This is a genomic window from Anaerotruncus sp. (genome assembly GCF_057433415.1).
Genome location: NZ_DBMDHH010000012.1, coordinates 22,578 through 48,939 on the forward strand (window position 1 = coordinate 22,578; position 26,362 = coordinate 48,939).

The following is a 26,362-nucleotide window of genomic DNA, read 5'->3' on the forward strand; positions in this document are numbered from 1 at the left end:
GCGGATGGTTTTTCCTCCGCCGTTCGACAGATTTCGACATTCCCAGTATTTTCCGGAGGGTACAATGGGTGCAGGAGGTGTTGTCCCATGAAAAAAATGCTCTGCGTCCTGCTGTCCGTCCTGCTGCTTTCGCTGCCGGTTTCCGCCCATTCGGGGCGCACCGATTCCGCCGGCGGCCACCACGACAACAAAAACGTCAGCGGGCTCGGCCCCTACCACTACCACCACGGCTATCCCGCGCACCTGCATCCGAACGGCGTCTGCCCCTACGAGAGCGCGCCGGCGGCCCCCGCCGCTTCCGCGCCCGGCGCGGCCTCCGCCCCCGCGGCGGCGGCCGCGCCGGCCGTGACCGGCAAGACGGACGCCGAGAAGGCGCTCTTCCTCGACACCTATATCGCGCTCATCCAGGGGGAGGGCTCCACCGTCTACCACAGGCTCGGCTGCACCGACTTTGACGAGACGGCGGGCTTTGTGGCCTACAACACGGCGAACGCCGAGGCGATGGGTTACACCGCCTGCACGAAATGCCACTGAGCGGGCAGCGTCCCGCGCCGCAGAAAAGCAGCCGCTTACGCGGCTGCTTTTCATTTTCCCAATCCCCGCCTACGGCTTCTCCGGGGCGGCCTGCCAGAGCGGGAAGGGCGGCTCCGCCAGCGGCTTCACCGCGATGGACATGAGCAGGGCGGGGTTGTCGTCCGCCGCGATCCGGTTCGAGCTGAGCGCGCCGCACGCCCGGCAGCGGTGGATGAGGGCCCACTCCCCGTCCTTGCGCACCCAGACGCCGATGGGGTCCATCGTGCCCCCGCAGAGCGACGCCCGGTCCCCCGGGCGGTTGTCGACATGGACGCTCGACAGGCAGCGGGGACAGTGGTTGCGGTGGCGGCTCCCGGCGTCCTCCGGCGTCACCAGAGCGCCGCAGACCTTGCAGGTGAAGCTCTCCATGCAGGGCTCATGGCGGTAGTCCGCCTTCTTCCACTGCCGCAGGGTCTTGGAGAGCTCCTTCTGCCGGCGCTGCTTTTCCCGCAGGAAATCCGCCTTGCTTCCGGAAAGCCGCGATTCCTCCCGGAGCTTCCGGTAGGACTCCCAGCGTTCGGGCGAAAGCTCGCCGCGCCGGATCGCCTCCGCCACCGCGCAGCCGGGCTCCCCCTGGTGGCGGCAATCGCTGAACCGGCAGTGCCCGAGGTGCTCCTCGACGTCGGGGAAGCCGCGGGAGATTCCCTCCTCCGCCTCCCACATCCCGAGCTCGCGCATGCCGGGCGTGTCGATTGCCAGCACGCCGTTTTCCAGCAGGAGCAGCTGGCGGTGGGTGGTCGTGTGCCTGCCCCGCCCGTCCTTTTCGCGGATGCCGGAGGTGCGCATGACCTCCCCGCCCGCCAGCGCGTTCACAAGGGTCGACTTTCCCGCGCCCGACGGGCCGAGGAAGACGACCGTCCTGCCCGGCTTCAGGTAGTCGGCGAGCTGGTCGAGGCCGTACCCCGTGCGGGCGCTGACCGCGAAGACCCCCGTCCCGGCGGCGAGCTTTTCCGCCGCGCGGAGCTGGTCCGTGAAGTCCTCCACGGCGTCCGCCTTTGTGAGCAGGACCGCCGGGACGGCGCCCGACTGCCACGCGAGCGACAGGTACCGCTCCAGCCCGCGCGGGCGAAATCCGCTCCCGAGCGGCTGCAAAATGAAGACATAGTCGAAGTTCGCCGCCACCGCCTGCTCCCCGTGCCCGGACGAGGAGGGGTCCCGGCGGGAGAACCGGGTCCTGCGGGGCAGCGTCTCCAGGATGCGGCTTTCCCCGTCCTCCCGCCAGTCGAGCAGGACGAAATCCCCGACCGTCGGGCCGGTCTCCCCGTCCTCGCGGCGGGCGTCCGCCGCGAGGCGCGCGAGGCCGGCGCCCCTGTCGCAGACGATCTCAAAGCAGCCGCGGCGGACCGCCGTTATGCGCGCCGGGATTCCCCGCGCATCCTGCGGCAGGTCTGTCCGGCGAAATCCATATTGTTCGATATTCAAATGTTGTTCCCTCCGAATAAAATACAGGTTCCAAATGTTCGGCCGTTCCGGCCTCTCCTTTCCATCCAGGCTTTCCTCACCAAGACGCAAAAATCCCGCGGAAACAGAACCTTTCAGCCTGTCTCCGCGGGATTGTCCGGCGTGCCGCTGCGCGCGATCAGGGCGCAAAAAAGGACACGCCAAACGTGTCCTGCGCTGCGCGACAGTATTCACGAAAGGTGGCGCAAACGTCGCAAAAGCGCCGGGCGTTCCCCGCGCTCCCGCTCCGTTCCGGGCTATTCGGTTTTAGTGGAAAGCCACCTCATAAATTGCCGACATCAAGCGTTACTCCCTGTATGTTCCGATCAAACGGAAGGATTTGCAGATATCATATCCCATTTCGCGCAAAAATGCAAGGGGGAATTTTTCCCGCGCCGCGCGGCCGCAGGAAAAACCGGCAAAATCTCCGCCGGGTCGGGGGCAGGCGCGCAACCGTCACGCCGTCCTGGACGGCGGCGCGCCGGGGCTCGACGCCTGCGCCTAGAGCCGCGCGGAACTCTTCCGAGGCGCGGCCCGGCAGGGCATCTGACAAAAAAGGCCCCGGACAATGTCCGGGGCCTTTTACCGTTACCGGTAGGACTCCTCCAAAATTTTCAGCGCGTCCGCGTCGGAGAGGGGCGCGGGGTCGACCTCGTAGAGGCCGCCCATCGTCTCCCGCGCGTTGCGGGCGTACTTTTCAAGCTCCTCCCGCTTCATGCCGTAGTCGCTCATCCTGATGTCGTCCACGCCGCAGGCGCGCATGAGCTCCTCGAGCGCGGCGACAAAGTCCATCGGCTCCTTCGCGTCCTTCCTGCCGAGGGCCTTTGCCATATCAACCATCCGCTCGTCGCAGCAGCCCGCCTTCGCCCAGTGGGTATAGTAGGCGCGGCTCACCGAGATGAGCGCTGCGCCGTGCTCGAACTGCGGGTGATAGGCGCTGATTGCGTGGGCGAGGCTGTGCTCGGAGGTGCAGCCGGAGGTCGATTCGACCATGCCTGCCAGCGTGTTGGCCAGCGCGACGTCGGCGCGCGCCTCGAGGTTGCCGCCGTCCGCGACCGCCGCCGCGAGGCTTTTGCCGATCAGCTCGATCGCCTTGAGTGCGTAGAGGTCGCTGAGCACGTAGGCGGTGCAGTTGAGGTACCCCTCGGTGCTGTGGAAGAGGGCGTCGAAGCCCTGGTAGGCGGTCAGCCGCTTCGGCACCGTCAGCATCAGCTCGGGGTCGACGACCGACAGCACCGGGAAGGTCTTGTCATAGCCGCCGCCGATCTTCTCGTTCGTCTCGGTCTTGGTGGTCACCGTCCAGGGGTCGGCCTCGGTGCCGGTACCCGCCGTCGTCGTGATCGCGACGACGGGAAGCGGGTCGTTCGGAGGGGTGAGGCCCTTTCCGGTGCCGCCCGAGATATAATCCCAGTAGTCCCCCTCGTTGGCCGCCATGATCGCGATCGCCTTGGCGGAGTCGATCGCGCTGCCGCCGCCGAGCCCGACGACGAAGTCCACGCCGTTTGCCTTGGCGAGCGCCGCGCCCTCCATAACGTGGTCCTTGATCGGATTGGGCAGGATCTTGTCGAAGAGCAGGTGCTCCGCGCCCGCCTTGTCAAGCTGCTCCTCTACCCGCGCGAGGTAGCCGTATTTTTTGACCGAGGTTCCGCCCGTCGTGACGATGAGCGCCTTTTTGCCGGGCAGCTCCTGCCGCGACAGCCGGTTCAGCATCCCCTTGCCGAAGAGGATGCGGGTGGGAATGTAGTAGTTGAATTTCATCTGATATCGCTCCTTTATCTCGTTTGAATCAGGGCAGGACGTTGCCCGCCGCCTGATAGATCGCGTACCACTCCTCACGGGAGAGGATGACGTCCGCCGCGCGGCAGATATCCGCGAGCCGCCCGGGATTCATCGTGCCCGCGACCGGCTGCATATGGGCCGGATGGCGGAGGATCCACGCGATGGCGACCGTCGTATTGCTGACCCCATGCCGCTCCGCGATCCCGTCGATCACGCGGTTGAGCGCGGGAAATTTGTCGCTGCCGAGGAAGACCCCCTCGAAAAACCCGTACTGGAAGGGGGACCAGGGCTGGATCGTGATGTCGTGGAGCCGGCAGAAGTCGAGCACGCTTCCGTCGCGGCAGAGGGCGGAGTCGTTTTCCATGTTGACGTTGAAGCCGTTGGAGATCATGTTGCAGTTGGTGATGCTCAGCTGGAGTTGGTTGGCCACGATCGGGCGGGGACCCATCGCGCGCTGGAGCAGCTTCATCTGGCCGGGGTTCTGGTTGGAGACGCCGAAGTGCCGCACCTTGCCCGCGGCGGCGAGCTCCTCGAACGCGCCGGCGACCTCGTCGGGCTCCATCAGCGCGTCGGGGCGGTGGAGCAGCAGCACGTCCAGATATTCGGTCCCGAGCCTGCGCAGGCTGCCCTCGACCGACTCGATGATGTGCCGCCTGCTGAAATCGAACATGCGCGGGTTCTTGACGATGCCGCATTTGGACTGGAGGATCAGTTTTTCCCGCACCGACGGGCTCATGTGCGCCGCCTTCGCGAAGATCTCCTCGCAGGCGCCGTCCCCGTAGATGTCCGCGTGGTCGAAAAAGTTCGCGCCCAAATCGAGCGCCGCCTGCACGAACCGTTCGGCGGCGGGGCCGTCAAGGTTGTTTATCCGCATACAGCCGACCGCGACGACCGGAACGGTCGGCCCGGCGGCGCCCAGCTTCATCGTTCTCATGCTTTCACCGCATCCTTTCTCCGCTGATGATATTCCGCCGCTTGCGCCGCGGCGGCGTTTCTGGTACGATATGATTATAGACCTTAGAGTATGCTCGAAGTCAATACCCCCAAAAAATATTCTTCCCCGGTGAAAGGAGGCGTCCCGGCGTGATCGGTCTCTACCTGAGCGGAACCGGCAACACCAGATACTGCGTCGAATACCTGCTGCGCCTGCTCGACGAAACGGCGGAGGCGGTGCCCATCGAGGAGGAAAACGCCGCCGAACGGGCCGCGGCGCATTCCTCGATCGTTTTGGCGTACCCCATCCAGTACTCCAACGCCCCGCTGATGGTGCGCGCGTTCATCCGGGACCACGCGGAGCTCTGGCGAGGAAAGCAGGTCCTCTGCCTGGCGACCATGGGCGCGTTCAGCGGCGACGGCGCGGGCTGCGCCGCCAGAATCCTGAAGAGGTGCGGCGCCGCCGTCACCGGCGGCCTGCACCTGCGCATGCCCGACTCCGTCTGCGACAGCAGGCTTCTGAAAAAGCCGCTCGAGGAAAACCGGAAAATCGTCAAAGCGGCGGAAAAAAAGATGCGGGAGGCCGCCCCCCGCATCCTGGCCGGGGACTTCCCAAGGGACGGGCTGGGGCTCTCCCGCCGCATCGCGGGCCTGCTGGGGCAGCGCCTCTGGTTTTACGGCAAGACGGCGCGCTATTCCGATGGGCCCAAATTCAGCGGGGCGTGCGTCGGCTGCGGCCTCTGCGAAAGGGTCTGCCCCATGTGCAACCTTTCCATGCAAAACGGAAGGCCCCTGCCGCGCGGCCGCTGCACCATGTGCTACCGCTGCATCAGCCTCTGCCCGCGGAAGGCCATCACCCTCCTCGGGAAGGAAGTCACAGAACAGTGCCGCATCGAAAACTACCTGTCGAATGAAAAGGAGGACGCGGAATGAGCTACACCATCGCGCAGGCGGCGCGGCGCGCGGGGCTGACCGCGCACACGCTGCGCTATTACGACAAGGAGGGGCTGCTGCCCTTCGTGGACCGGTCCCCCTCGGGGTTCCGCGCCTTCAAGGAGAGCGATTTCGAGTGGCTGTCGGTCATCACCTGCCTCAAGAGCACGGGGATGCCCATCCGGGATATCCGGCAGTTCATCGACTGGTGCGTGCAGGGCGATTCCACGCTGGCCGACCGGCTGGCGATGTTCCGGCGGCAGAAGTCGATCGTCGAGCAGCAGATCTCCCAGCTTCAAAAGCACATGGAAAAGATCAACCACAAGATCCGCTATTACGAGATCGCCTGCGAGGCCGGCACCGAGGACGCGGTCCGCGGCATCCCCTGCGACGAGCTGTGAGGAGAAAAGGCCGGGAGCCCCGCGGGGCTCCCGGCCTTTCTTCTCAGCCGTCCTTTTTGCGGAAATGGAGGACCAGCATCGCCGCCGCCCAGGCCCCGAGCGGGACGAGCAGCCACCGGTAGGACACGGCGATATACGCCGAGGTCAGCGCCAGCAGAATGAGCGCGACCAGGGCGACGCAGAGCAGCCCGACGAGGAACAGCTTCTTTCCCGACATCCCGTTCCCTCCCCCACTTTTTTCTGCCCCTATCATACCATATCGCGCGCCCAAGAAAAGCCCCCGCGCCGATTTCTAACGGAATCTTAATCCGCGCCCGCGCCGGACGGCGAAAGGCCCGCGGCAGCGCCGCGGGCCTTTCGCTTTCGGGGAGCTCTATTCATCCGTGGGTTCAGGAGGAGCCTGTTCATCGGACGGCACGCCGCCCGCCGCAACCAGATATTCCGCCTCCGGTACGCCATCCCCGGGCGCGTCCCCGTCCTCCCGCAAAACGGGGGCCGGTTCCTCCTGGCAGAGGGGCAGCGTCACCGTGGCCTTGAAGAGGTCGCCGTCCAGCTCGATCGACAGCGCGCCGCCCGAAAGCTCCACAAAGCTCTTGGCGATCGCGAGCCCGAGCCCGCTGCCCTCTCCGGTGCGGGAGGCGTCCCCCCGCTGGAACCGCTCGACGATGTCCTCGGCGGTGAAGGTCATCTCATAGCTCGCCACGTTTTTGAAGGAGATCTCCGCCGTCTCCTCCGCCTGCCGCACGACGATGTAGACGCGGGTGCCGGCGAGGGAATATTTGAGGGCGTTGCCCAGCAGGTTTTCAAAGACGCGGTGCAGCTTCCTGCCGTCCGCCCATACGAAGAGCCGCTGGGGGGCGAGCTGCGCCTTGATCTCCACGCCGGACGGGTTCATCCTTTCGTCCATCTCGGCGATCGTCTGCTCGGCCAGCGCGACCACGTCGATCCGCTCGGGTTCCAGATCGATCGCGCCGCTGTTCGCCTTGGAGATTTCAAACAGGTCCTGCACGAGGTGGCTGAGCCGTCCCGCCTTCTGCCCGATGATTTTCACATAGTCGTTGGCGAAATCGGGGGTCAGGTTCTCCTGCCCGAGCAGGTCGGCGTAGTTGATGATCGAGGTGAGCGGCGTTTTGAGATCGTGGGAGACGTTGGTCACCAGTTCGACCTTCATCCGCTCGCTGCGCACCTGCTCCTCGACCGCGCGGCTCACGCCGCTCATGATGTCGCTGAGGTCCTCCCCCAGCCCGGCGAAGTCGCCCCGCAGCAGAAGCGGCCCCTGGACCGTGCCGCCGCGGACGCCCGCCGTGTAGTCCACCACCTTGGAGAACTCGTCCATGTTGCGGTTATATTCGAGCACGAAGCGCGCGAGCAGGAAGATGCCGAGCGCCAACACGCCGACGTCGAGGATCCATCCGACCGGCCCGAGCAGGATCAGCACGCCGAACACGACCAGAAGGATGAGTTCCACGCCGATCAGCACGGCCAGCCGGGTCTTCATCCGCTCGAGGAACTCATAGGGGCTCTCGAGGCTCCTCATGAACCGCACGACCGACATGGGGATGTTGTTCCGGAAAAACTCCCTGCCGTTGACGGCAAGGTCGGCCAGCACGAGCCAGCACCACCAGAAGCAGAGCAGAAAGACGGAGATGCCGGGCGCGGGGCCAAGCTCCCCGCTGAACGTCGCCCACAGCGTCCACCCGCCGAAGCCGAGCGCGGCGGCCGAGAGGAGGAGCTTGACCTCCATCCACAGCCGGCCCATCGCGGAGGCGATGGCGCGGTGCGCCGCGCCGAGGGTGCGGTGGGCGATCAGCGTGCCGAGCAGCACCAGCAGGGCGAGCCCCGCGACGGCGCCCGCGGCGGAAAGCACCATCATCCACCGGAACCAGCGGTAGTATTCGCTGTAGACGGGACCGTAGTTGAGCATCTGGTCCCGCGCCTTGACCGCGATGGCGATCGTCGGGGATTCGACCCCAAGCCCCCCGGAGGAGAAGCTCGCGGCGTAGGGGGAGCGCCAAAGGGAGTCGTATTCGCGCTCCTGAACGCCGCTGCCGAAGGTGAAGAGCCGTTCCTTCATATGGATCCCGTTGATGTAGACCACGTGGTCGTACTGTCCCGCGCCCACCTGCTCCAGCAGGTCGGCGGCGAGCAGCTCCCCGTTTCCGGAGGCATTCTTCGACCAGTTCTCCCGGGTGGCCCCGTCATAGATGTCGAAGCTGACGTTGTCCTCCCCCCACAGCAGGGTGTCCGCCTCCTGCTTGCCGCGCGCGATGTCGTAGGCGTCCCCGATGAGGGAACCCATCAGCCTGCGGTAGCTCGCGGTGTCCTTGTAGTCGGCCGCGACCTCGTTTTCCAGCGCGAACGGCGTGAGAATCCCCGCCGTCAGCAGGATCGACAGGCTGAGGAAAAAGAGGAAGAAACACAGCCCCGGCCTACGCTTTTTCGATTTTGTAGCCAATGCCCCACACCACCTTCAAATATTTTGGTTCCCGCGGATTGATTTCGATCTTCTCGCGGATGCGGCGGATGTGGACCGCGACGGTGTTTTCCGGCGCGAAGCTCGGCTCGTTCCACACCCGTTCGTAGATTTCATCGATCGAGAACACCCGCCCCTGGTTGCGCATGAGCAGCTCCATGATCTTGTATTCGATCGGGGTGAGCTTGACCTCCTCGCCGTCGACGGTGAGGCGCTTCTGGTGCACGTCGAGGGCGAGCCCGCCCACCGACAGCACCTCCGACGCGCCGCCCGCGTCCGCGGCGGTGCCGAGCTGCACATAGCGGCGGAGCTGGCTTTTGACCCGCGCGATCAGCTCAAGGGGGTTGAAGGGCTTGGTGATGTAGTCGTCCGCGCCGAACTCCAGCCCAAAAATTTTGTCGGTGTCCTCGCTCTTCGCCGAGACGAGGATGATGGGGATGTTGTGCTCCTCCCGGAGCTTCAGCATCGCCTTGATGCCGTCTAGCCGGGGCATCATCACGTCCATCAATATCAGGTGGATGGTGTGGCTGGCCACGACGTCGAGCGCCTGCAGGCCGTCGTACGCTTTATAGATCTGTAAATTTTCCCTGCTCAGATAGATCGCGATCGATTCCACGATCTCCCGGTCGTCGTCCACGACCAGCACACTCAGTCTCTCTTCCATTCGTTTTGTCCCCCCGCAGGCGATTTGCGGCCTCGGCGCAATCCGTCCGGCCGCGACCCTCGTTTTCATGATTATACCACACCTCCCCTCTCTCGTCATGCTTCGATGATACCAGACAGTTCTTTCCTGCGGGTCGACAAAATTCTTACAATTCCCTTAACAATTTGCGACAAAATACAAAAAGGGCGGGTCCCAAACGGGACCCGCACCTCATTAAAATCAGTGCAGCTTACGGTTCATTGCCTTCCGTGTAGACATAAACCTTTCCTTCTTCCGACTCATAGCGGCTGCTGCTCGGTTTGAATTTGTAAGTATAGGAGCGGCCGTTGTCAATGGTATTGCTGCCGTTACTGACCCAGGAAACAGTACCCTTGACCTCGTCGCCGTTGTCGTCGTAAGCCCTGACCATCTTCTTCAGGTCGCTAAGCAGCGATTTCAGTTTAACATCGTCGTCTTTCGCAACGAGATAGCCCGGGCTCTTGAGCTCGAGGTCGATCTCACCGGAGGCCACGTCGAGATAGATCTTTACCGAACCGTCGACCGGCGCGTAGGACTTGTCGTCCGGCGTGAAGGTGAAGGTGTAGCTCTTTCCGCTCTGGACCGAACGGTTGTTGGAGGTGGTCCATTTGGCGTCGCCCGCGAGGTAGGTGCGGGTGGCGTAGTCATAGACCTCGAGGTTGTCGTTGAGCTCGTCGAGCACGTCGCCGAGGGTCGCTTCATCCTCGTCCCAGTAGATCGAATCGATCTTGACGCGGTAGTCGCCCTTCGAGCCGGTGGAGGCGGAGGAAGAGGCGGCGGGCTTCGTCGCCGCGGGCTTCGTCGCGGCAGGCTTCGTCGCGGCAGGCTTCGTCGCGGCGGCGGTCGGGGCGGCCGTCACGGCGGCGTTCGCCGAGGTGGTGATCTTCGCGGTCTTGGAGGTGACGTCCTTCTTGGTGACCGTCGCGCCCTTGGCCAGCGTGATGTTGGCGGCCGCGGTCACCTTGAGGGTGCCGACCTTGCCGTTGATCGCGACCGGGTTCGGGGTGTCGACCGTCATTGTGGTGACGTTTGCGGTCGCGCCGAGGGTCACGGCCACGCCGTCGTTGAGCTCCTTGGCGAGCGTCAGAGAGGCCATCGGGCCGCTGAGCGTCAGGGAGGTCTGTTTGCCGACCGTCACGTTGCGGGCCTTGCCGGTCGAATCGGTAAAGCAGACGAGCAGGTCGCCGTCCTTATGGGTGGTCAGCTTGATGTTGGCGGTTTTGATCGGGTAGGAAGCCGACGCGCCGTTACGCGTGAAGAGAATCTTGTCCGCCTGCGCGGTGACGCTGTAGGTGCCGGCGGTCTGGGTGGTCGCGGCGCTCGCCATCACGGCGAGGCTCAGCACCATCATGGCGGCCAGCAGGACCGCGGTAAACTTCTTGCCAAGCTGTTTCATCATCTTGTCCCCTTTTCTGTTGACGTTGGTGTTTGGGTCCGTCCCGCCCGCTGCGGGATGCTGTTTTCATTATACTATGGAAATGTTTCCAGTTCAATTATAATCTGTGTCCGTTCTGTGTTTTGTCAAATTTCGTCAGCCGGACGGGACGCGTCCTTCTTCATCTCCCGCTTGCGGCGGTACATCTCCCGGTCGACCCGCGCGATAAGCGGGGCCAGGTCGTCCTCCCCCTCCCGCAGGCTGTCCCAGCCCACGGCAAGGCTGACCGGCAGATTGCCCGCGGCATTGTGCGCCTCTATCGCGGGATAGAGGTTTCCCAGCAGCGCCGAAACCTTGTCGGACGGCTTGCCGCAGGAGAGCAGCATGAATTCGTCCCCGCCCAGCCGGAAGATCTCAAACGCCTCCCCCAGAAGCTGCGTCAACAGCTGCCCCGTCTCGCGGAGCAGGCGGTCGCCCCATTCGTGACCGCGCGCGTCGTTGACCTCCTTGAGGTTGTTCAGGTCCGCCGACACGCACCATACCGGCCGGTTGTGGACAAGGTCCGCCTCGATCTCCTTCCGCCGCCGCTCAAAGGAGGCGCGGTTGGCAAGCCCGGTCAGGCTGTCGACATAAGCCATCCGGTAGTAGACCTGCTGCAATTCGAGCTGGCTTTTTTGCAGTTCCAGCCGCGTCTGCAGCAGCAATTCGCTCTGCTCGCTCTCGGAGAGCTTCACCATGCGCACGATCGCCTGGTAGATCACCACGTAGGTCGCCAGCACCGTCGCGCAGAAGAATAGCACCACGGGGATGTATTCCCTCCGCCCGATCAGCGGGGCCGGATAGGTCACGAGCAGGTAGAGCATCGCATAGAAAAGGACCGACACCGCGGCCAGCATCCCCCAGCCGGTCGAATGCTCCGCCATCACCCGCCGGTAATTGCCGCGGATGCGCAGGAAGAACGCCACCAGCAGCCCCATCAGCACGAGCCGGAAAAAAAGGCTGACCCAGTCGTCGCCGCCGAGCAGGACGGCGGAGATGCGGGAAACGGCGATCAGCATGAACCCCAGCACGTCGATCGTGCAGAAGGTAAAGAGGAACCGCCCGTCCCGGTATTTGGAGAGCAGCAGGCAGGCCGTGAGGCTTGGGATCGAAAAACAGACGAGGGAGGCCTGCCCCGGCGTAAGCCCAAGGCCGAGGACTGCGGCGATGTAAGCGGCGGCGGTCACCGCGAAGACCGCGGATAACAGGGCCGCCGTGCGGCGCATGGGATAGCGCGGCTCGGTGAGCAGCAAAAAGAGCAGCATCAGCCCGCCGCAGGAGACGATATCCCCCGCCAGAGCCAGCGCGTCCGCCATTACCATCCCTCCAGCATCGAACTGCCTCCAGTATATCACAAACCTTCCGGCAATCCAAGGGGGCCGGAGGGATCAACGCGGCTTACAGGTACCGGTAGGCCTCGCGGCTGCGCCAGAGGAAGAGGGCGGCGACCCCCGCGGTGGCCAGCTCCGCGAAGGGGACGGCCAGCCAGATCCCCGTCACGCCGACCGCCTTCGGCAGCAGGACCAGCGCAACGATCAGGAAGCCGAAGGTGCGCAGGAAGGAGATGGCGGCGGAAACCCGCCCGTTGGAAAGCGCGGTGAAAAACGCGGAGGCGAAAATATTGACCCCGGCGAAGAGGAAGCTCAGGGAAAAGAGCAGGAAGCCCTCCCGCCCGATCTCATAGACCGCCGTGCCGGGCGGGGAAAAGACCCCCACGAGGGGCCCCGCCAGCAGCAGCGAAACCCCGAAGACGACCGCCGACGAGCCGCCGATGAACAGGGCGCAGATCTTGAAGAGCCGCTTGAGCTGGAGGGTGTTCCCGCTTCCGTAGTTGAAGCTGACGACCGGCGCGACCCCCATCGAAAAGCCGAGGTAGAGCGCGGTCAGCAAAAACTGCGCGTAGAGCACGATGGTGATCGCGGCCACCCCGTCCTCTCCGAGGTAGCGGAGCATGAGGATGTTGAAGAGGAAGGTGGTCACGCCGGTGGAGATGTTGGTCACCATCTCGGAGGAGCCGTTGAAGCAGCTCTCCCCAAGCGTCCGCCAGTCGAGCTTCGGGCGGGCGAAGCGCAGCGGGTTTTGGGAAAAGAGGAAATAGGCGACCCCCGCCAGGGCGGGGATGCACCAGCCGATGGCGGTGGCCACCGCCGCGCCCGTGATGCCCATCCCGGCGGGCACGATAAGCAAATAGTCGAGCACCGCGTTGGAGATCCCCGCCGCGATCGTCAGCCCGAGCCCGAGGCCGGGCCGCCCCGCCGTGACAAAGAAGCTCTGGAAGAGGATTTGCAGCACCGAGGCGGGCACAAAGAGCATCAGCGTGCCCAGGTAGGCCTTGCAGTCGGCCATCAGGCGGCCGTTCGCGCCGAGCATCGAGCAGAGCGGTTCGAGGAACGCGAGGCCCAGAACGCCGATGACGGCGCCCGCCGCCACACCCGCCGCGACGATGAGGGCAAAGCTCTCCCGGGCGCCCTGCGGGTCGCCCTCGCCCAGCTTGCGCGCGACGATCGCGCTGCCGCCGGTGGAGAGCATGATGGCCACCGCCAGCACGAGGTTGAGGGCCGGATAGACGATGTTTGTGGCGGAAAGCGCGTCGGTGCCGACGAACCGGGAGACAAAGATGCCGTCCACAATGGTATACATCGACATGAAGATCATCATGATCACGGTCGGCAGCGCGAACCGCAGCAGGGATCCGAAGTGGAACTCCCTGGAAATCGCGGGATGCATGAGAAATACCTCCTGTTGTAAAAAAAATCACTGCGGTCTATAATAAACCATCGGGTAACCCGATAGTCAAGGGGGAATTTAATAAATGGGAAAGAATCCGCAGTACCTCACGACGGGCGAGTTCGCGCGGCTGTGCGGCGTAAGCAAGCACACCCTCTTCCACTACGACGAGCTAGGCGTCTTCTCCCCCGCCGTCAAGGCGGAAAACGGCTACCGTTACTATTCGATGGCGCAGATCGACGTCTTCTTCGTGATCTCCACCCTCAAGGAGCTCGACATCCCGCTGCGGGAGATCAAGGCCTACCTCGACCGGCGCAGCCCGGAGGAGCTGGTCCGGCTGCTCCAGGGGGAGGCGCGCCTGCTCGACGAAAAGATCCGCCGCCTGCGGCGGATGAAGGAGCTCATCCGCCGCAAGGCGGAACTCACCGAAAGCGCGCTCGCATCCGGTCCGGAGGGTCCCTGCGTCCGTCCATTTCCCGAGAAATACCTCGTGCGCACCCAGGTGCCGCCCCTCACCAGCGAGCGCAGCGCCGCCCTGTCGCTGGCCGAGCACGTCCGTTTCTGCGGCGAGCACGAGATCGTCAGCCCCTACGCGACCGGCTCGATGATCGGGCTTTCCGAGGTCGAGCGGGGGGATTTCACCCGCTATTCCCACTTCTACACCCAGCTGGACGCGCCCCCCAGGGGCCTGCCCGTCTACGTCAGGGAGGCGGGCAGCTACCTCACCGCCCGCCACTGCGGCGGCTACGACTCGGCGCATGAGACCTACCGGGACCTGCTCCGGTACGCGCGGGAGCAGGGGCTCCCGCTGACGGGCAGCTTCTTCGAGGACGTGCTGCTCGACGAGCTGTCGGTCAGCGGATATGAAAACTACGTCCTGCAAATCTCCATCCGCCTGGATGAGGCGGGATGGGCGGAGCAATAAAGGGCCGGAGGCGGTCGCCTCCGGCCCCTGCCGTTTGATTGCTCCCATCCGCCGGGCCGCGCCAGCCGGTCGGGCGGGAGAGCGGGAAGGGGCTCTTCGCCCCGCTTTTGTCCCGGGGCGGCCGTCCGCCTCACGGCTCCTCCCGGCGGAAGGCCGCGAGGTAGGCCTCCACCGAACGGGTCATCTCGCAGGAAAAGGCGGAGTTATACTTGCGCCCGCAGAAGGCCGCGAGCCACGCCTCATAGCCGTCCGCGCCCGATTTCGGGGCGAGCATCTCCCGCAGCTCGTCCGCCCCCATCCGGCGGTAGCGGTTCTCCCGCACGATCCGCTCCATCGCGCACCGTTCCGGTTTTTTGCGGGCCTTCTGCCCGGCGGTCGGATAGCCGAACACCACCATCGCCGCCGGGAAGACATAGTCCGGCAGGCCGAGCAGCGCCCGGTGCTCCTCACACCGCTCCATCACGTCCCCGATGTAGCAGGAGCCGACGCCGAGGCTCCACGCCGCGGTCACGGCGTTCTGCGCCGCGATGAGGCTGTCGTCCACCGCGAGCAGCAGGTCCCCCGCGCCCGGCAGGCGCGGCGCGCACCCGCCCGCCAGGAAGGCGTCGTACCACTTCTGGCAGTCTGCGCAGAAGATCAGCACGAGCGGGGCCTTCGCGATAAACGGCTGGTGGTCGCAGCTTTCGGCGAGCCGCGCCTTGAGCTCCGGGTCGGTGACGTCGAGGATGGTGTAGAGCTGCTGGCAGCCCGCCGTGGGGGCGTTGACCGCCGCGAGCAGGATGGCCTCCTTTTCCGCCGCGGGGACCGCCCGCTCCTCAAAGGCGCGGACCGACCTGCGCGAAAGCAGGCTTTCGATGATCTCGTTCATGGGGGCTCCTTTCCCGCAAACGGGATGCGGCTTTCGCCGCATCCCGTCAGGCTCAGACGATTTCGAGCGCCAGCTCGACCATGTCGTTGAAGCTCGTCTGCCGTTCCTCCGGCGAGGTGATCTCGTCGGTGACGACGTTATCGCTCACCGTCAGCAGGGTGAGCGCCTGGATGTGGTGCTTCGCGGCCAGCGTATAGAGCTCGCAGGTCTCCATCTCAACCGCGAGGATGCCGTAGTCCGCGAGCATCTTCGTCTTTTCGGGCAGGTCGTCGGAATAGAAGCGGTCGCTCGTGAAGATCGGCCCGACGGTGGCGCGCATCCCCCTCTCCCGCGCCGTCTGATAGGCGCCCAGCAGCAGTTCAAAATCCGCCGACGGCGCGAAGGAGATCGGCCCGAACCGACATTTGTTGATGTTGGAATCGGTGGAGGCCGCGGATGCGATCACGACGTCCTTGAGCTTCAGTTCCGCCCGCAGGCCGCCGCAGGTGCCGACGCGGATGATCCGTTTGGCGCCGTACTCCTGCATGAGCTCGCTGGCGTAGATGTGCATCGACGGCATCCCCATGCCGCTGCCTTGCACCGAGACGCGCTTGCCCTTGTAGGTGCCGGTGAATCCGTACATCCCGCGCACCTGGGTATAGCAGACCGCGCCCTCCAGAAAGGTCTCCGCGATATGCTTCGCCCGCAGCGGGTCGCCCGGCATCAGCACCCGGTCGGCGATCTCGCCCGGCTTTGCTCCGATGTGGATACTCATTTGACTGCCTCCTTTATCTCTGTAATCCGTCCGTTTCCGAAAATTGGCCGCATTGCCTGTCCCCATTATACGTTACCCGCGCGCCCTTTTCAACCGGAAAGCGGACGGGCGGCGGCCCCGCGCGGGATCGAATCGCCGAGCCGGACGGCCGCGTCGGCGGCCGCGGGGATTCTCTCCGAGCCTGAAAAACGGGGGCCGGTCCTGCGACCGGCCCCCGTTGATTCCTTTTACGCCTCCGCGTCCCCGCCGTCCTCCCCGGGGCGTTCCAGCCGCGCTTCGATATAGCGCGGCACCTCCTCCCTGGGGATGCCCAGCGCGGCGGCCAGCTCCCCGAAGAGGAGCTCCTCGGCGCGCTTCATGAACCGTTCGTCCACCGTGCCGAACTTTTGGCGCTGGCCCTCCAGCTCCCGCTTTTTCGCGTAGATCGACATGGTCAGCTCGACCAGTTCCGCGCTGTCATAGGTTTTGAGGGCGTTCGCGTAGTGCTCGGCCAGCTCCCCCAGCACCCGGCTGTAATAAGCCTTTGCCTGCACGGTGGGGATGCTGTCGACCAGCTCCTCCGCCTCCTTCTTTGTGAGGATCGGCCGCATGAACACCTTGTTGCCGTTCACCGGGGTGCGGATGACGCACTCCTGATAGAGCGGCTTCATCGTGTAGTAGGGCTGCTCCCCCGACGCGCCCGGCACCTTCCGCATGGCGATGTCCGCCACCTCGCAGACGCCCGTTCCTCCGTAAAAGACCAAATCTCCAACCTGATACATTTCCGATTACCTCCGAGGTCCTCTTGCCCGCTCCGCCCGGGGGCGTGAGCCGTCGCAGCAGTTCTTCGCGATCCGCGCCTTCGCATGGCTGTCCGCCGCGCGCCGCATCTATATTTTACCACAAAAAGCCGCCGGGATGTAAGAAGAAAATTTTTTCCCGCACAGGAATATTCGCCGCCGCGGCCCAGCGCGCAAAAATCCCGCCGCGCGGGCGGCGGGATTCGACCCTACCGGGCGGCGGGACCGCCCGATTCGAGGTATTCGCGGATGGCCTGTTCCACCTGCGCCACCTCCTCGCGGAAGGCGTCGGCGGAAATCCGCAGCGCGCCGTGCCCGAGGATGATGAGCTGTTCGAGCGCGTCGGAGGTCGCCACCCGCACCCGGTTGTGCTTTCCGAGCTCGCGGGTGACCTTCTCGATATACATGTCGGCCGTCTCGGCCTCCTTCGTATACACCACGCTGATGTTGTGCACCCGCTCGACCTCCCCCGGGTTCCCCTTCACCCGGTAGGCGTCGAACACCACGATCACCTCGCACTGCCGGAAGCCACGGTAGTTGCAGAGCAGGTCGACCAGCCGCCCGCGCGCCGCGTCCAGGTTCTCCTGCGCGATGGCGTTCAGGTCGTCCCACGCGAAGATGATGTTGTAGCCGTCCACCAGCAGGTATTCCGGCCCATCGAGTCCCTTGGGGGGCTGGGAGGGGGGCCGCCGGGCGGGCTCCCTCCTGACCGGGCGGAACGCCTTGCGCGGGTCCCGGCGGATGGGGCCGTAGGTGCGCTCGAAAATCTCCAGCAGCTCCCGGTCCTCCGCCACCATCGCGCAGTAATCGGCCGCCCGCCGCTCGGCGGCGCGCTCCCCGGGGACGCCGGCGGGTTCCTTCGGCGCGTCGAGGACGCTCTCGAGGTGCATGTGCGCCGGCACCTCGTCCCATTTGACGAGGAAGCCCGCCCCATGGGCGCAGAAGACCGAATCCGCCGGGTTGTCCAAATCCGCGTCGCAGTCGTAGCCTGCGGCGGCAATCACCTCTTCGGCGTTGTGGCAGGGCTCGTAGCCCCTGAGGGAGCAGGAGAGCCGCCCTCTGCCGCGCGTGTACCCGGTGACCTCCATCTGGTAGCCCCGCATTTCGGACACGGGGGCGCTGCCGGTCAGCACCGACCGGTCCCCCTCCGTCTCGGGCGGCGCGAAGGAACCCCCCATCCGCTGCAGATCGGACATCGCCCGGCCCACCGCCTCGGACGGCAGTTCCAGCCGGAAGTCGTACCACGGCTCGAGCAGGACGCTTTCGGCCTGCCGCAGGCCCTGCCGCACCGCGCGGTAGGTCGCCTGGCGGAAATCGCCCCCCTCGGTGTGCTTCTGGTGGGCGCGCCCCGCCGCCAGCGTGATCTTCATGTCGGTGATGGGCGCGCCTGTCAGCACGCCCGGATGGGTCTTCTCCTCCAGATGGGTCAGGATGAGCCGCTGCCAGTTGCGGTCGAGGTTGTCCTCGCGGCAGGCGGAGGCGAACCGCAGCCCGCTTCCCCGCTCCCCCGGCTCGAGCAGCAGGTGCACCTCGGCGTAGTGGCGGAGCGGCTCGTAGTGCCCGACCCCCTCCACCGTCGAGGCGATCATCTCCCGGTAGAGGATGCTGCCCTGCCCGAAGCCGACCTCCATCCCGAACCGTTCCCGGACGAGGCTGCCCAGCACCTCGAGCTGCACCTCGCCCATGAGCTGCACATGGAGCTCCTGGAGCGCCTCGTTCCACACGACGTGCAGCTGCGGGTCCTCCTCCTCAAGCTGGCGGAAACGGGTGAGCGCGGTGTGCGCGTCCACTCCCCGCGGCAGTTCCACCCGGTAGCCGAGCACCGGGCGCAGCGACGGGAGCTCGGAATCCGGCTCCGCGCCGAGGCCCTCCCCGGGACGGGTGCGGGAAAGCCCCGCGGCGGCGCACACCATGCCGGGGAGCGCCTCCTCCACCGTCCGGAACTTCGCCCCCGCATAGACGCGCAGCTGGTTGACCTTCTCCTCCCACGGCTCCCCCTCCCGGCTTCCGGAAACCGCCGCCTTGACCCGGAGGCTGCCGCCGGTGACCTTCAGGTAGGTGAGCCGGACGCCCTGCTCGTCCCAGCCGATCTTGTAGACCTTCGCGCCGAACGCCTCCCGGCGCGGGGGCTCGCGGGTATAGCGCGCGAGCCCCGCGAGGAACGCGTCCACCCCCTCGAGCCTGAGCGCCGAGCCGAAAAAGCAGGGGAACACCCGCCGCTTCGCGACGGCCTCCGCAATCTCCCCGTCTTCGAGCGCGCCCGCCTCGAGATACCGCTCCATCAGCTCCTCCGAGCAGAGGGCGACGGACTCCTCCAGCGCGCCGCGCGGGCGGTCCGCGCCGAAGTCGGCGCAGCCGCCGTCCAGCCGCGCCTGCACTTCCGCCAGAAGCGCCCCGCGGTCCGCGCCCGGCAGGTCGAGCTTATTCACAAAGAGGAAGGTCGGGACGCGGTAACGCTCGAGCAGCCGCCAGAGCGTTTCGGTATGGCTCTGCACCCCGTCGGTGCCGCTGACAACGAGGACCGCGTAGTCCAGCACCTGGAGCGTCCGCTCCATCTCGGTGGAAAAATCCACATGCCCCGGGGTGTCCAGCAGGGTGATCTCCGCCCCGTCCAGGTGCAGCAGCGCCTGCTTGGAAAAGATCGTGATGCCCCGCTCCCGTTCGAGCGCGTAGGTATCCAGAAAGGCGTCCCCGTGGTCCACCCGTCCGAGCCGGCGGGTCTCCCCCGCGCGGTAGAGCATCCCCTCCGAAAGGGTCGTCTTGCCCGCGTCCACGTGCGCCAGAATCCCGATTACCAGCCGTTTCATCTCATCGTTCCAATCGCTTTGGTCTCTTGGCGGGACGGTGCATGTCCCGCTATCTAGTATACCGGAAAAGCGCCGCGATGCAAGCCGGCGCGAAATTTTCCCGCGCGCGGCCCCGGCGACGCAAAAAATCCCCCGGCTTTCGCCGGGGGATTCGGCATCCGCCGTCAGGGCCGCAGGTCGGTGCCGCCCTGGATTTCGATCGTCTGTCCGGTGATGTAGGAGGCGTCCTCCGACGCGAGGAAGACGCACAGCCGCCCGATGTCCTTTTCGGCGTCGCCGAACCGCTGGAGGGGGATATGTTTGATCGTATCCCGGTAGAGCTGCGGGTAGTCCCTGCTCCACTGTTCCAGCGCCTGCGTCATCACGAGCGGGCAGACGACGTTGACGCGCACGCCGAATTCTCCCCACTCGGTCGCCGCCACGCGGGAGAGGCCGCGGATGCCCTCCTTGGCGGCCGCATAGGAGGACTGGCCCGATTTACCCGACAGCCCCGCGCCCGACGCGAGGTTGATGACGAGCCCCTTCGCCCGCTTGAGGTAGGGGAAGGCGGCCCGCATGTAGTAGAAGGCGGCGTAGAGGCCGCTGTGGAGCGCGAGCTCGAAGTCGGCGGTCGTGTGGTCGACGAGCAGCACCCCCGATTTGGAGGCCTGCGCGTTGTTGACCACCACGTCGACGCCGCCGAACCGGTCGGCCGTCTGCTTGACGGCCGAGGCCACCGCGCGCTCGTCCGCGCCGTCCGCCACGACGGTCAGCACCTGCGCGCCGTACCCTTCCAGCGCCTTTTTGGCCTCCTCGAGGCCCTGCTCGTTCAGGTTGGTGATCGCGATGTTCGCGCCCTCCCTGGCAAAGGCGGTCGCGATGCCGAAGCCGATGCCCCGGCCGCCGCCAGTGACGATGACCGTTTTACCCTGCATCTTCATTCCGCGCCCCCCTCTCAGCCCGTGATCTTTTCCAGATGTTCTTTGCCCCGCCCGCAGATCGGGCAGACAAAGTCGTCCGGAACCGTGTCGGAATCCAGCACGTAGCCGCAGATCCTGCAGCGGTAGCCCTTTGCCGGCTCGGGCTGGTAGACCGAGGCCCTGGGCGGTGTGACGCCGTTTTTGATCTGGTGGTAGTAGGCGTAGCTCATCGGTCCGGTGGAGTCGAGCACCTCGGCGGCCTCCACCTCCCCGAGGAAGATGATGTGGGTGCCCGCGTCCATGCTGCTTACCACCTTGCAGCTGAAGCGCGCGGAGGCCTGCTCGCAGACGAAGGGAACGCCGCTCTCGTCGACGCGGGTGCGGAAGGACTCAAATTTTTCGGTGTCGCGGCTGCAGTGGAACCCGAACCTGCCGATCAGCTCCATCATGGCCGACTGGGAGAGCACCACCGCCGTGAAGCGGCCCGACTTCCGGATGATTTCGGTCGTGTAGTTCTGCTTGTTGATCGCGATGGTCACCTGCGCGGGCGAGGTCGTTACCTGGGTCAGCGTGTTGACCACGCAGCCGGACGAGATGTCCCCGCACCGGGACGACACAAGGTATACCCCATAGGTAATCTTCTGGAACGCCTTCAAATCCAGCATCGGAATCCTCCTAATTTTATAATAGTAACTATTACTGTTATTAGTAATAACTGTTTTTGCAGGAAAAGTCAAGCATGCGGGTAAAATTCTGCCAATTCCACAAAAGGCGGCTCAAATTTCTATGCATAATTGCAAAGCGCGCCTCCCCGCAGAGCGGGGAGGCGCGCAAAACCACTCCTATTGTTCCGGCCGCGCCAGCGGGGAGAGCAGCCGCTCCCGCCGCAGGCCGTACCAGAGGAAGCCGGCCAGGTCCGCCAGCAGCCACCCGATGGGGATCGCCCACCAGATGCCCAGCAGGCCGATCCGCGGGATGGGCGCGAGCGCGTAGGCCAGCGCCACGCGCACACCGAGGGACACGACGGTCAGCAGGATGGACATCTGCGCCCGCTCAAGGCCCCGGTAGAGCCCGTAGAGCAGGAAGAGCAGCCCGATCCCGATGTAGCAGCTGCCCTCGATGCGCAGGTATTGGATCCCAACCGCGAGGATCTCCGTCTCCCCCGCCGGCACGAAGATCTCCATGAGCGGGCGGGCGAAGGCCGCCACCAGCGCGGAGATCGCCAGACAGAAGGCGGCCGCCCCCGCCACCGACGCGCGCAGCCCGGCGCGGATCCGTTCCCGCTTGCCCGCGCCGTAGTTCTGCGCCACAAAGGTCGAGAAGGCGTTGCCGAACTCCTGCACCGGCAGGTAGGCGAAGGAGTCGATCTTGACCCCGGCGGCAAAGGCGGCCATCACCGCCACGCCGAAACTGTTGACCAGCCCCTGGATCATCAGGATGCCGAAGTTCATGACCGACTGCTGGATACTCGAGAGGACCGAGCATTTCATGATGCGGACCATCAGACGCCCGTCGAGCCGGAGATCGGCGCGCTCCAGGCGGAAGGCGGGTACGCGCAGCAGGCTGTAGACGGTCACGATCAGCGCGGATAGCGCCTGCGCGAGCACGGTGGCCAGCGCGGCCCCCGCGACCCCCATGCCGAACGGCAGCACGAAGAGCAGGTCGAGCGCCACGTTCGCGGCCGCCGCCACGGCGAGCGCGGCGAGCGGGACGGCGGAATTGCCGATGCTGCGCAGCGCGGCGGCAAAGAAGTTGTAGAGGAAGGTGAAGCCGATTCCCCAGAAGATGATCCGCAGGTAATCGCGGGTGTCCGCCCGGATGTCCGCTGGGATGTGCAGCAGCGTCAGGATGCGGTCGAGATTGCCCGCCGCGAGCAGGAAGATCGCGAAGGAGACCGCCGCGATGAAGAGGAAGGCGTTGAAGATGCCGCGCCGGAGGGCGTCGGGTTCCCGCGCGCCGAAAAAGATCGAAAAGATGACGCCGCTCCCCATGCAGAGTCCGAGCACCACCGAGGTGAGAAAGACCATCAGCGTATAGGAGGAGCCGACCGCCGCCAGCGCCCCCGCGCCGATGAAGTGGGAGACGATCAGCGTGTCGACGACGTTATAGAGCTGCTGGAGCAGCGCGCCGCCCATCATGGGCAGCGAAAAGCGCACGATCGCGCCGGTTGTCCCGCCCTCGGTCATGTCCCCTGCCAAGCGCTTCCCCTTCTTCCATTATGTAATATTATAATTCCGTTATGTAACTAACGACAGTTTATCACGCACTGCTGGAAATGTCAATTCTGCAAAAAGAAAGTTCCGCCTTGTTTTCCGGCGGAAAATGCGGTAGAATAACGGGGAAAGGGGTTGACCGGCATGTATCTCAAGGGACTGGACGAGCTCGACCGCAAAATCGTCGCCCTGCTCACCGAAAACGCGCGGATGTCCTATTCCGATATCGGCGAGGCGGTGGGCGTCTCCCGCGTGGCGGTGCGGGCCCGCATCGACGCGCTGGAAAAGCGCGGCGTCATCGAGGGCTACACGACGATCATCAACCCGCAGAAGATCGGCAGCGCCGTCTCCGCCTACTTTGAGATCGAGACCGAGCCCGCGCAGCTCCAGCCCGCGGCGGATGCGCTCGACCGCTGCGACACCGTCACGCAGATCTACTTCGTGTCGGGCAGCAGCAAGCTGCACGTCCACGCCGTCGCCGCCAGCAGCGAGGAGATGGAACGGTTTTTGCAGGAGTTCCTCTACCGCCTGCCCGGCGTCGTAAAGCTCAGCTGCAACATCATCCTCTCCCGCAAAAAGGACGTCAAGGGCCTGCGGCTCTGACCGGGCCTTCTTGACAGGCGGCCTCCCGCCGCCTATAATGAACCTCAGAAAGCAGAAAGGACGCTTTGTCATGAAGCTCTGTATCATAAGCCGCTCCGGACAATTGGAAACGATGAAACATTGTGCGGAGCTTTACGATTTCATCGGCGGATAGACAGTTCCCCGGCGGGTCCGTTCGGACGGACCCGTCCGGTTCTGCGTGCCCGCCGGATGATGCGGATCGATTTTGCCGCGGACGATGTTTCGTCCGCGGCTTTTTGCGTCTTCCGCGCGGTATGCGCAGGGGAGGCGGGGGCCATGCCCCCGCCTCCCCTTTCATTTTATGGAAACGAGGAATTTTACCATGGAACGCGATCTCACCGTCGGCAGCGTGCCGAAACAGCTTCTCTCCTTCGCGGCGCCCCTCTTTCTCGCAAACCTGCTGCAATCCCTCTACAGCATCGTGGACATGGCCGTGGTCGGCCGGTTCGTCGGCAGCGCGGGGCTCGCGGCGGTCAGCAGCGCCGCCATGCTCAGCTTTATCATCCAGTCGGTCTGCACCGGCGTCACCACGGGCGGCGCGGTGCTCATCGCGCAGTATAAGGGCGCGCGCGACACGCGCGGCCAGCGGGAAACGACCGGCGCGCTCTTTTCGGTGTCGGCGCTGGCCGCCCTGCTCGTCACCGCGGCGGGCCTGCTCGCCTACCGCCCCGTCTTTTCCCTCATGAACCTGCCCGCCGAGGCGCTGCCCCACGCGCTCCGCTACATGCGGGTCATCTGCCTCGGCACCGTCTTCGTCTTTGGCTACAACGCGGTCTGCTCGGTGCTGCGCGGGCTGGGCGACTCCAAAAGCCCCCTCTTCTTCGTGGCGGTCGCCACCGCCGTCAACATCCTGCTCGACCTGCTGCTCGTCGGGCCGCTCGGCCTCGGCACGGAAGGCGCGGCGATCGCAACCGCCGCGTCGCAGGGCGTTTCCTTTTTGACCGCCGTGTTTGTCCTGCGGCGGCGGGGGCTCCCCCTCGACTTCTCCCCCTCCTATTTCCGCACCGCGCCCAAGACCTGCCGCGCCATCCTGCGCATCGGCTTTCCCACCGCCGTGCAGATGACCGTGCTCAACCTCTCCTACCTTCTCGTCACCGGCATGCTCAACGGCTACGGCGTGGCGGTGGCCGCGGCGGCGGGGGTGGGCCTCAAGGTCAACTCCTTCGCCGCCATGCCCTGCTGGGCGGTCGGCCAGACGGTCACCACGATGGCCGGGCAGAACCTCGGCGCGGGGGATACCGGCCGGGCGGAAGAGACCGCCAAGAGCGGCCTGCGCCTCGCCCTGCTCGTCACGGCGGCGAGCATCCTCGCGGTACAGCTCTTCACCGCGCAGATCATCGGGCTCTTCAACACCGACCCCGAGGTCGTGCGGGAGGGCGTCTTCTACCTGCGCGTCTGCTGCTCCTTCAACAGCCTCGTCTACGCGGTCATGTACACCTTCGATTCCTTCGCGACCGGCGCGGGCGACTCCCTCTTCGCCATGCTCAACGCGATGCTCCATTCCGTGGTGATGCGCCTGTCGCTCAGCTGGCTGCTCAGCGTCCCGCTGGGGCTCGGCTTCGCCGGGCTCTGCTGGGGCGAATGCCTCTCCCCCCTGCTCCCCTTCGTGTTCGGGATCCTCTATTTCCGTTCCGGACGCTGGAGGCGCAAAAGGCTTGTCTCCTGAGCGGAGGACGCAAAGAGGACCCGCGGGCCGTCGGCCCGCGGGTCCTCCCGATTTTTGATCCGCCTATTTCGTAAAGGAGGGCAGGAATGCCTTCACGGGAGCGGCGGGCTCCCCGGCGGGCGCTTCCCCAGCGGTTTCCGCGGGGGCCCCGGCCGCTTCCGCATCCGATGCGGCCGGCTTCCCGGCGATGATATAGGTGCCGAGCCGGCGGGTCTTCGTGCGCAGGACGTAGTCGCCGTCGTCCGTCTCAACGAACTGGAACTCGGAGGTGATATCGACCGGCTCTCCGTCCTCGCCGATCGTGTAGACGACCGCGTTCTCCGGGTCGACGGTCAACTCGCCGTCCTCGTCCACGAACGGATACCGCAGGTCAAGGGTCGCGCGGCTCGTCGAGGCGATCTGCGGATTGCCGATGAAGTCATAGAGATAGGCGTCCTGATCCGCGAAATAGTCCGTGTAATCCTGGTCGCTCCATTTGGTGGTCATCTTCGGGTAGAACTTTGCCGCGTTGTCGTCGCTCGTGAAGGCGAGCCACGCCAGCGTGTCGTTTTCACTCTCCCAGGTGATCTCGTTGTCCTCGTTCTTCTGCGGCTTCACGACCACGCCGCCGTCGCCCGCCTTGAAGTCGGCGTCCGCGCCGCGCTCGTCGTTTTTGACGTAGAACTTGAAGTCCACGATGACCTTGCCGTTCTTCGCGAGATACAGAGCGCCTTCACCCCAGTCCCACGGAGTGATGTCAAGATTGTCCTTCGCCTTATAGGTGGCGGTCAGCCCGATCTTCGTCTCGTCGTCGGTGAAGCCCTCCTTCATCTCTCCCTCGATGAAGCCCCAACGCTCAGCGGCGCCGTCAAAGTAAAAACTGCCATTGCTGACCACATCACCGATCTTTTTCGAGACGAGCTTGAGCGATTTGATTGCTTTCGCGCCTTCCTCCTTCTTGAACTTCGCGGTGAAGAAGTCGGTCACGTCCCTATCGCAGCCAAGATAATAATACAGGTCTGAATAGTAGAGATCATCGGCCGAAATCGTCGAGCCGTCGTCCGCGACCGCGTCCGAATAATCGTCCGGGCTGTTTTCTTCCCCCATATCGGGAATCAGGTAGATTTTCGCGGTCGTGGGGACTTCTTCCTCATAGTAATTTCCCCGCATGTCGTAAAAGAAGACGCCGTCCGCGCGCAGGTGGATTTCCCGGACCACCTTCGCGCCCTCAGGGATCGGGGCGTCCTTCGCGAGCGCGGTCACGCCGAGGGAGAGCGCCAGTACCAGCGCCAGGGTGAGTGCCATCAGCTTTTTCATGTATTCTCCTCCTTTTGTCTTCGCGGCCGCCCGGCAAAGGGAATTGCTGCGCCGCACAGCGGCGCAGCACAAAGCGGGGCCCCGCTTTGCCATGTTCCTGTTGCTTCATTTTATCATGGCCCGGGAGATATGAGAATTCAATTTTTGTTGATTTTCTCCCCCGCGGATTCCGGCCT

At 65.0% G+C, this 26,362-nt stretch carries 23 protein-coding genes; 6 read left to right on the plus strand and 17 right to left on the minus strand.

The genetic code is table 11. From position 1 onward, the window contains the following. The first annotated feature begins 87 nt into the window (after nucleotides 1-87). Nucleotides 88-534: a YHYH domain-containing protein gene (locus ACZO3G_RS05260; protein ID WP_353939248.1), complete on the plus strand. Its 447-nt coding sequence runs from the start codon at nucleotides 88-90 to the stop codon at nucleotides 532-534. 69 nt (nucleotides 535-603) lie between these two features. Here the strand turns inward: ACZO3G_RS05260 and rsgA are convergent, their stop codons facing one another. From rsgA to ACZO3G_RS05275, 3 genes are all read right to left on the minus strand, one after another. Next, a complete protein-coding gene (rsgA, locus tag ACZO3G_RS05265) occupies nucleotides 604-1,995 on the minus strand; it encodes a ribosome small subunit-dependent GTPase A (RefSeq protein WP_276873744.1) in 1,392 nt (463 codons plus the stop codon). Nucleotides 1,996-2,601: 606 nt separating this feature from the next. Beyond that, nucleotides 2,602-3,771 (minus strand): iron-containing alcohol dehydrogenase, encoded by a 1,170-nt coding sequence (locus tag ACZO3G_RS05270; protein WP_121586150.1) that lies wholly within the window; start codon nucleotides 3,769-3,771, stop codon nucleotides 2,602-2,604. Between the two features lie 28 nt (nucleotides 3,772-3,799). Then, nucleotides 3,800-4,726: an aldo/keto reductase gene (locus ACZO3G_RS05275; RefSeq protein WP_276873751.1), complete on the minus strand. Its 927-nt coding sequence runs from the start codon at nucleotides 4,724-4,726 to the stop codon at nucleotides 3,800-3,802. 149 nt (nucleotides 4,727-4,875) lie between these two features. On the opposite strand from ACZO3G_RS05275, the gene ACZO3G_RS05280 reads away from it, so the two are divergent. Together ACZO3G_RS05280 and ACZO3G_RS05285 are read left to right on the plus strand one after the other, a co-directional pair. Beyond that, on the plus strand, nucleotides 4,876-5,658 hold the full coding sequence (locus ACZO3G_RS05280; RefSeq protein ID WP_276873754.1) for an EFR1 family ferrodoxin: 783 nt from the start codon (nucleotides 4,876-4,878) through the stop codon (nucleotides 5,656-5,658). Further along, nucleotides 5,655-6,059 (plus strand): MerR family transcriptional regulator, encoded by a 405-nt coding sequence (locus ACZO3G_RS05285; RefSeq protein ID WP_101550199.1) that lies wholly within the window; start codon nucleotides 5,655-5,657, stop codon nucleotides 6,057-6,059. The genes ACZO3G_RS05280 and ACZO3G_RS05285 overlap by 4 nt, the downstream gene beginning before the upstream one ends. Before the next feature lie 43 nt (nucleotides 6,060-6,102). On the opposite strand, the gene ACZO3G_RS05290 is transcribed toward ACZO3G_RS05285, so the two are convergent. The 6 genes from ACZO3G_RS05290 to ACZO3G_RS05315 form a co-directional block, all read right to left on the minus strand. Then, a complete protein-coding gene (locus tag ACZO3G_RS05290) occupies nucleotides 6,103-6,276 on the minus strand; it encodes a hypothetical protein (protein WP_276873765.1) in 174 nt (57 codons plus the stop codon). 156 nt (nucleotides 6,277-6,432) lie between these two features. Beyond that, nucleotides 6,433-8,514: a sensor histidine kinase gene (locus ACZO3G_RS05295; protein WP_277138652.1), complete on the minus strand. Its 2,082-nt coding sequence runs from the start codon at nucleotides 8,512-8,514 to the stop codon at nucleotides 6,433-6,435. Continuing rightward, entirely contained in the window at nucleotides 8,489-9,184 is a 696-nt protein-coding gene (locus ACZO3G_RS05300; protein ID WP_277138654.1) for a response regulator transcription factor, read from the minus strand. The genes ACZO3G_RS05295 and ACZO3G_RS05300 overlap by 26 nt, the downstream gene beginning before the upstream one ends. Before the next feature lie 241 nt (nucleotides 9,185-9,425). Then, nucleotides 9,426-10,610 carry a hypothetical protein gene (locus ACZO3G_RS05305; protein WP_276872909.1) on the minus strand — a complete coding sequence of 395 codons (1,185 nt, stop codon included), beginning with the start codon at nucleotides 10,608-10,610 and terminating at the stop codon, nucleotides 9,426-9,428. 125 nt (nucleotides 10,611-10,735) lie between these two features. Beyond that, a complete protein-coding gene (locus ACZO3G_RS05310) occupies nucleotides 10,736-11,944 on the minus strand; it encodes a GGDEF domain-containing protein (RefSeq protein ID WP_276872910.1) in 1,209 nt (402 codons plus the stop codon). An 82-nt stretch (nucleotides 11,945-12,026) separates the two neighbouring features. Continuing rightward, on the minus strand, nucleotides 12,027-13,355 hold the full coding sequence (locus tag ACZO3G_RS05315; RefSeq protein ID WP_276872912.1) for an MATE family efflux transporter: 1,329 nt from the start codon (nucleotides 13,353-13,355) through the stop codon (nucleotides 12,027-12,029). 85 nt (nucleotides 13,356-13,440) lie between these two features. On the opposite strand from ACZO3G_RS05315, the gene ACZO3G_RS05320 reads away from it, so the two are divergent. After that, nucleotides 13,441-14,280, plus strand: coding sequence for a MerR family transcriptional regulator (locus tag ACZO3G_RS05320; protein ID WP_486846894.1), 840 nt, complete (start codon nucleotides 13,441-13,443; stop codon nucleotides 14,278-14,280). A 130-nt stretch (nucleotides 14,281-14,410) separates the two neighbouring features. Here ACZO3G_RS05320 and ACZO3G_RS05325 read toward each other — a convergent pair whose 3' ends face one another. The 7 genes from ACZO3G_RS05325 to ACZO3G_RS05355 form a co-directional block, all read right to left on the minus strand. Further along, on the minus strand, nucleotides 14,411-15,148 hold the full coding sequence (locus ACZO3G_RS05325; RefSeq protein WP_276872914.1) for a nitroreductase family protein: 738 nt from the start codon (nucleotides 15,146-15,148) through the stop codon (nucleotides 14,411-14,413). A 52-nt stretch (nucleotides 15,149-15,200) separates the two neighbouring features. Then, nucleotides 15,201-15,902, minus strand: coding sequence for a purine-nucleoside phosphorylase (gene deoD / locus ACZO3G_RS05330; RefSeq protein WP_101550182.1), 702 nt, complete (start codon nucleotides 15,900-15,902; stop codon nucleotides 15,201-15,203). A gap of 227 nt (nucleotides 15,903-16,129) precedes the next feature. After that, nucleotides 16,130-16,663 carry a CarD family transcriptional regulator gene (locus ACZO3G_RS05335; protein ID WP_101550179.1) on the minus strand — a complete coding sequence of 178 codons (534 nt, stop codon included), beginning with the start codon at nucleotides 16,661-16,663 and terminating at the stop codon, nucleotides 16,130-16,132. 227 nt (nucleotides 16,664-16,890) lie between these two features. Further along, nucleotides 16,891-19,488 (minus strand): translation factor GTPase family protein, encoded by a 2,598-nt coding sequence (locus ACZO3G_RS05340; RefSeq protein ID WP_276872921.1) that lies wholly within the window; start codon nucleotides 19,486-19,488, stop codon nucleotides 16,891-16,893. Between the two features lie 164 nt (nucleotides 19,489-19,652). After that, complete coding sequence (locus ACZO3G_RS05345) at nucleotides 19,653-20,408, minus strand: SDR family NAD(P)-dependent oxidoreductase (protein ID WP_276872923.1); 756 nt, start codon at nucleotides 20,406-20,408, stop codon at nucleotides 19,653-19,655. 14 nt (nucleotides 20,409-20,422) lie between these two features. Further along, complete coding sequence (locus ACZO3G_RS05350) at nucleotides 20,423-21,052, minus strand: flavin reductase (protein ID WP_101550173.1); 630 nt, start codon at nucleotides 21,050-21,052, stop codon at nucleotides 20,423-20,425. A 177-nt stretch (nucleotides 21,053-21,229) separates the two neighbouring features. Then, the gene (locus tag ACZO3G_RS05355) at nucleotides 21,230-22,585 is read right to left on the minus strand and encodes an MATE family efflux transporter (RefSeq protein ID WP_276872925.1); all 1,356 of its coding nucleotides are present in this window, start codon (nucleotides 22,583-22,585) and stop codon (nucleotides 21,230-21,232) included. A 159-nt stretch (nucleotides 22,586-22,744) separates the two neighbouring features. Here ACZO3G_RS05355 and ACZO3G_RS05360 point away from each other — a divergent pair, with 159 nt between their 5' ends. Both ACZO3G_RS05360 and ACZO3G_RS05365 read left to right on the plus strand, forming a co-directional pair. Further along, on the plus strand, nucleotides 22,745-23,203 hold the full coding sequence (locus tag ACZO3G_RS05360; protein WP_276872927.1) for an Lrp/AsnC family transcriptional regulator: 459 nt from the start codon (nucleotides 22,745-22,747) through the stop codon (nucleotides 23,201-23,203). Between the two features lie 343 nt (nucleotides 23,204-23,546). Next, nucleotides 23,547-24,890, plus strand: a complete 1,344-nt coding sequence (locus ACZO3G_RS05365) for an MATE family efflux transporter (RefSeq protein WP_288234560.1) — start codon at nucleotides 23,547-23,549, stop codon at nucleotides 24,888-24,890. Between the two features lie 63 nt (nucleotides 24,891-24,953). Here the strand turns inward: ACZO3G_RS05365 and ACZO3G_RS05370 are convergent, their stop codons facing one another. After that, entirely contained in the window at nucleotides 24,954-26,186 is a 1,233-nt protein-coding gene (locus ACZO3G_RS05370; protein ID WP_288283768.1) for a hypothetical protein, read from the minus strand. Between the last annotated feature and the right edge of the window lie 176 nt (nucleotides 26,187-26,362).

Coding starts and splice junctions, on each gene's coding strand:
- ACZO3G_RS05260 (WP_353939248.1), top strand. CDS start 88: ATGAAAAAAATGCTCTGCGTCCTGCTGTCCGTCCTGCTGCTTTCGCTG.
- ACZO3G_RS05270 (WP_121586150.1), bottom strand. CDS start 3,771: ATGAAATTCAACTACTACATTCCCACCCGCATCCTCTTCGGCAAGGGG.
- ACZO3G_RS05275 (WP_276873751.1), bottom strand. CDS start 4,726: ATGAGAACGATGAAGCTGGGCGCCGCCGGGCCGACCGTTCCGGTCGTC.
- ACZO3G_RS05285 (WP_101550199.1), top strand. CDS start 5,655: ATGAGCTACACCATCGCGCAGGCGGCGCGGCGCGCGGGGCTGACCGCG.
- ACZO3G_RS05290 (WP_276873765.1), bottom strand. CDS start 6,276: ATGTCGGGAAAGAAGCTGTTCCTCGTCGGGCTGCTCTGCGTCGCCCTG.
- ACZO3G_RS05305 (WP_276872909.1), bottom strand. CDS start 10,610: ATGAAACAGCTTGGCAAGAAGTTTACCGCGGTCCTGCTGGCCGCCATG.
- ACZO3G_RS05310 (WP_276872910.1), bottom strand. CDS start 11,944: ATGGCGGACGCGCTGGCTCTGGCGGGGGATATCGTCTCCTGCGGCGGG.
- ACZO3G_RS05315 (WP_276872912.1), bottom strand. CDS start 13,355: ATGCATCCCGCGATTTCCAGGGAGTTCCACTTCGGATCCCTGCTGCGG.
- ACZO3G_RS05320 (WP_486846894.1), top strand. CDS start 13,441: ATGGGAAAGAATCCGCAGTACCTCACGACGGGCGAGTTCGCGCGGCTG.
- ACZO3G_RS05325 (WP_276872914.1), bottom strand. CDS start 15,148: ATGAACGAGATCATCGAAAGCCTGCTTTCGCGCAGGTCGGTCCGCGCC.
- deoD (WP_101550182.1), bottom strand. CDS start 15,902: ATGAGTATCCACATCGGAGCAAAGCCGGGCGAGATCGCCGACCGGGTG.
- ACZO3G_RS05335 (WP_101550179.1), bottom strand. CDS start 16,663: ATGTATCAGGTTGGAGATTTGGTCTTTTACGGAGGAACGGGCGTCTGC.
- ACZO3G_RS05340 (WP_276872921.1), bottom strand. CDS start 19,488: ATGAAACGGCTGGTAATCGGGATTCTGGCGCACGTGGACGCGGGCAAG.
- ACZO3G_RS05345 (WP_276872923.1), bottom strand. CDS start 20,408: ATGAAGATGCAGGGTAAAACGGTCATCGTCACTGGCGGCGGCCGGGGC.
- ACZO3G_RS05350 (WP_101550173.1), bottom strand. CDS start 21,052: ATGCTGGATTTGAAGGCGTTCCAGAAGATTACCTATGGGGTATACCTT.
- ACZO3G_RS05360 (WP_276872927.1), top strand. CDS start 22,745: ATGTATCTCAAGGGACTGGACGAGCTCGACCGCAAAATCGTCGCCCTG.
- ACZO3G_RS05365 (WP_288234560.1), top strand. CDS start 23,547: ATGGAACGCGATCTCACCGTCGGCAGCGTGCCGAAACAGCTTCTCTCC.
- ACZO3G_RS05370 (WP_288283768.1), bottom strand. CDS start 26,186: ATGAAAAAGCTGATGGCACTCACCCTGGCGCTGGTACTGGCGCTCTCC.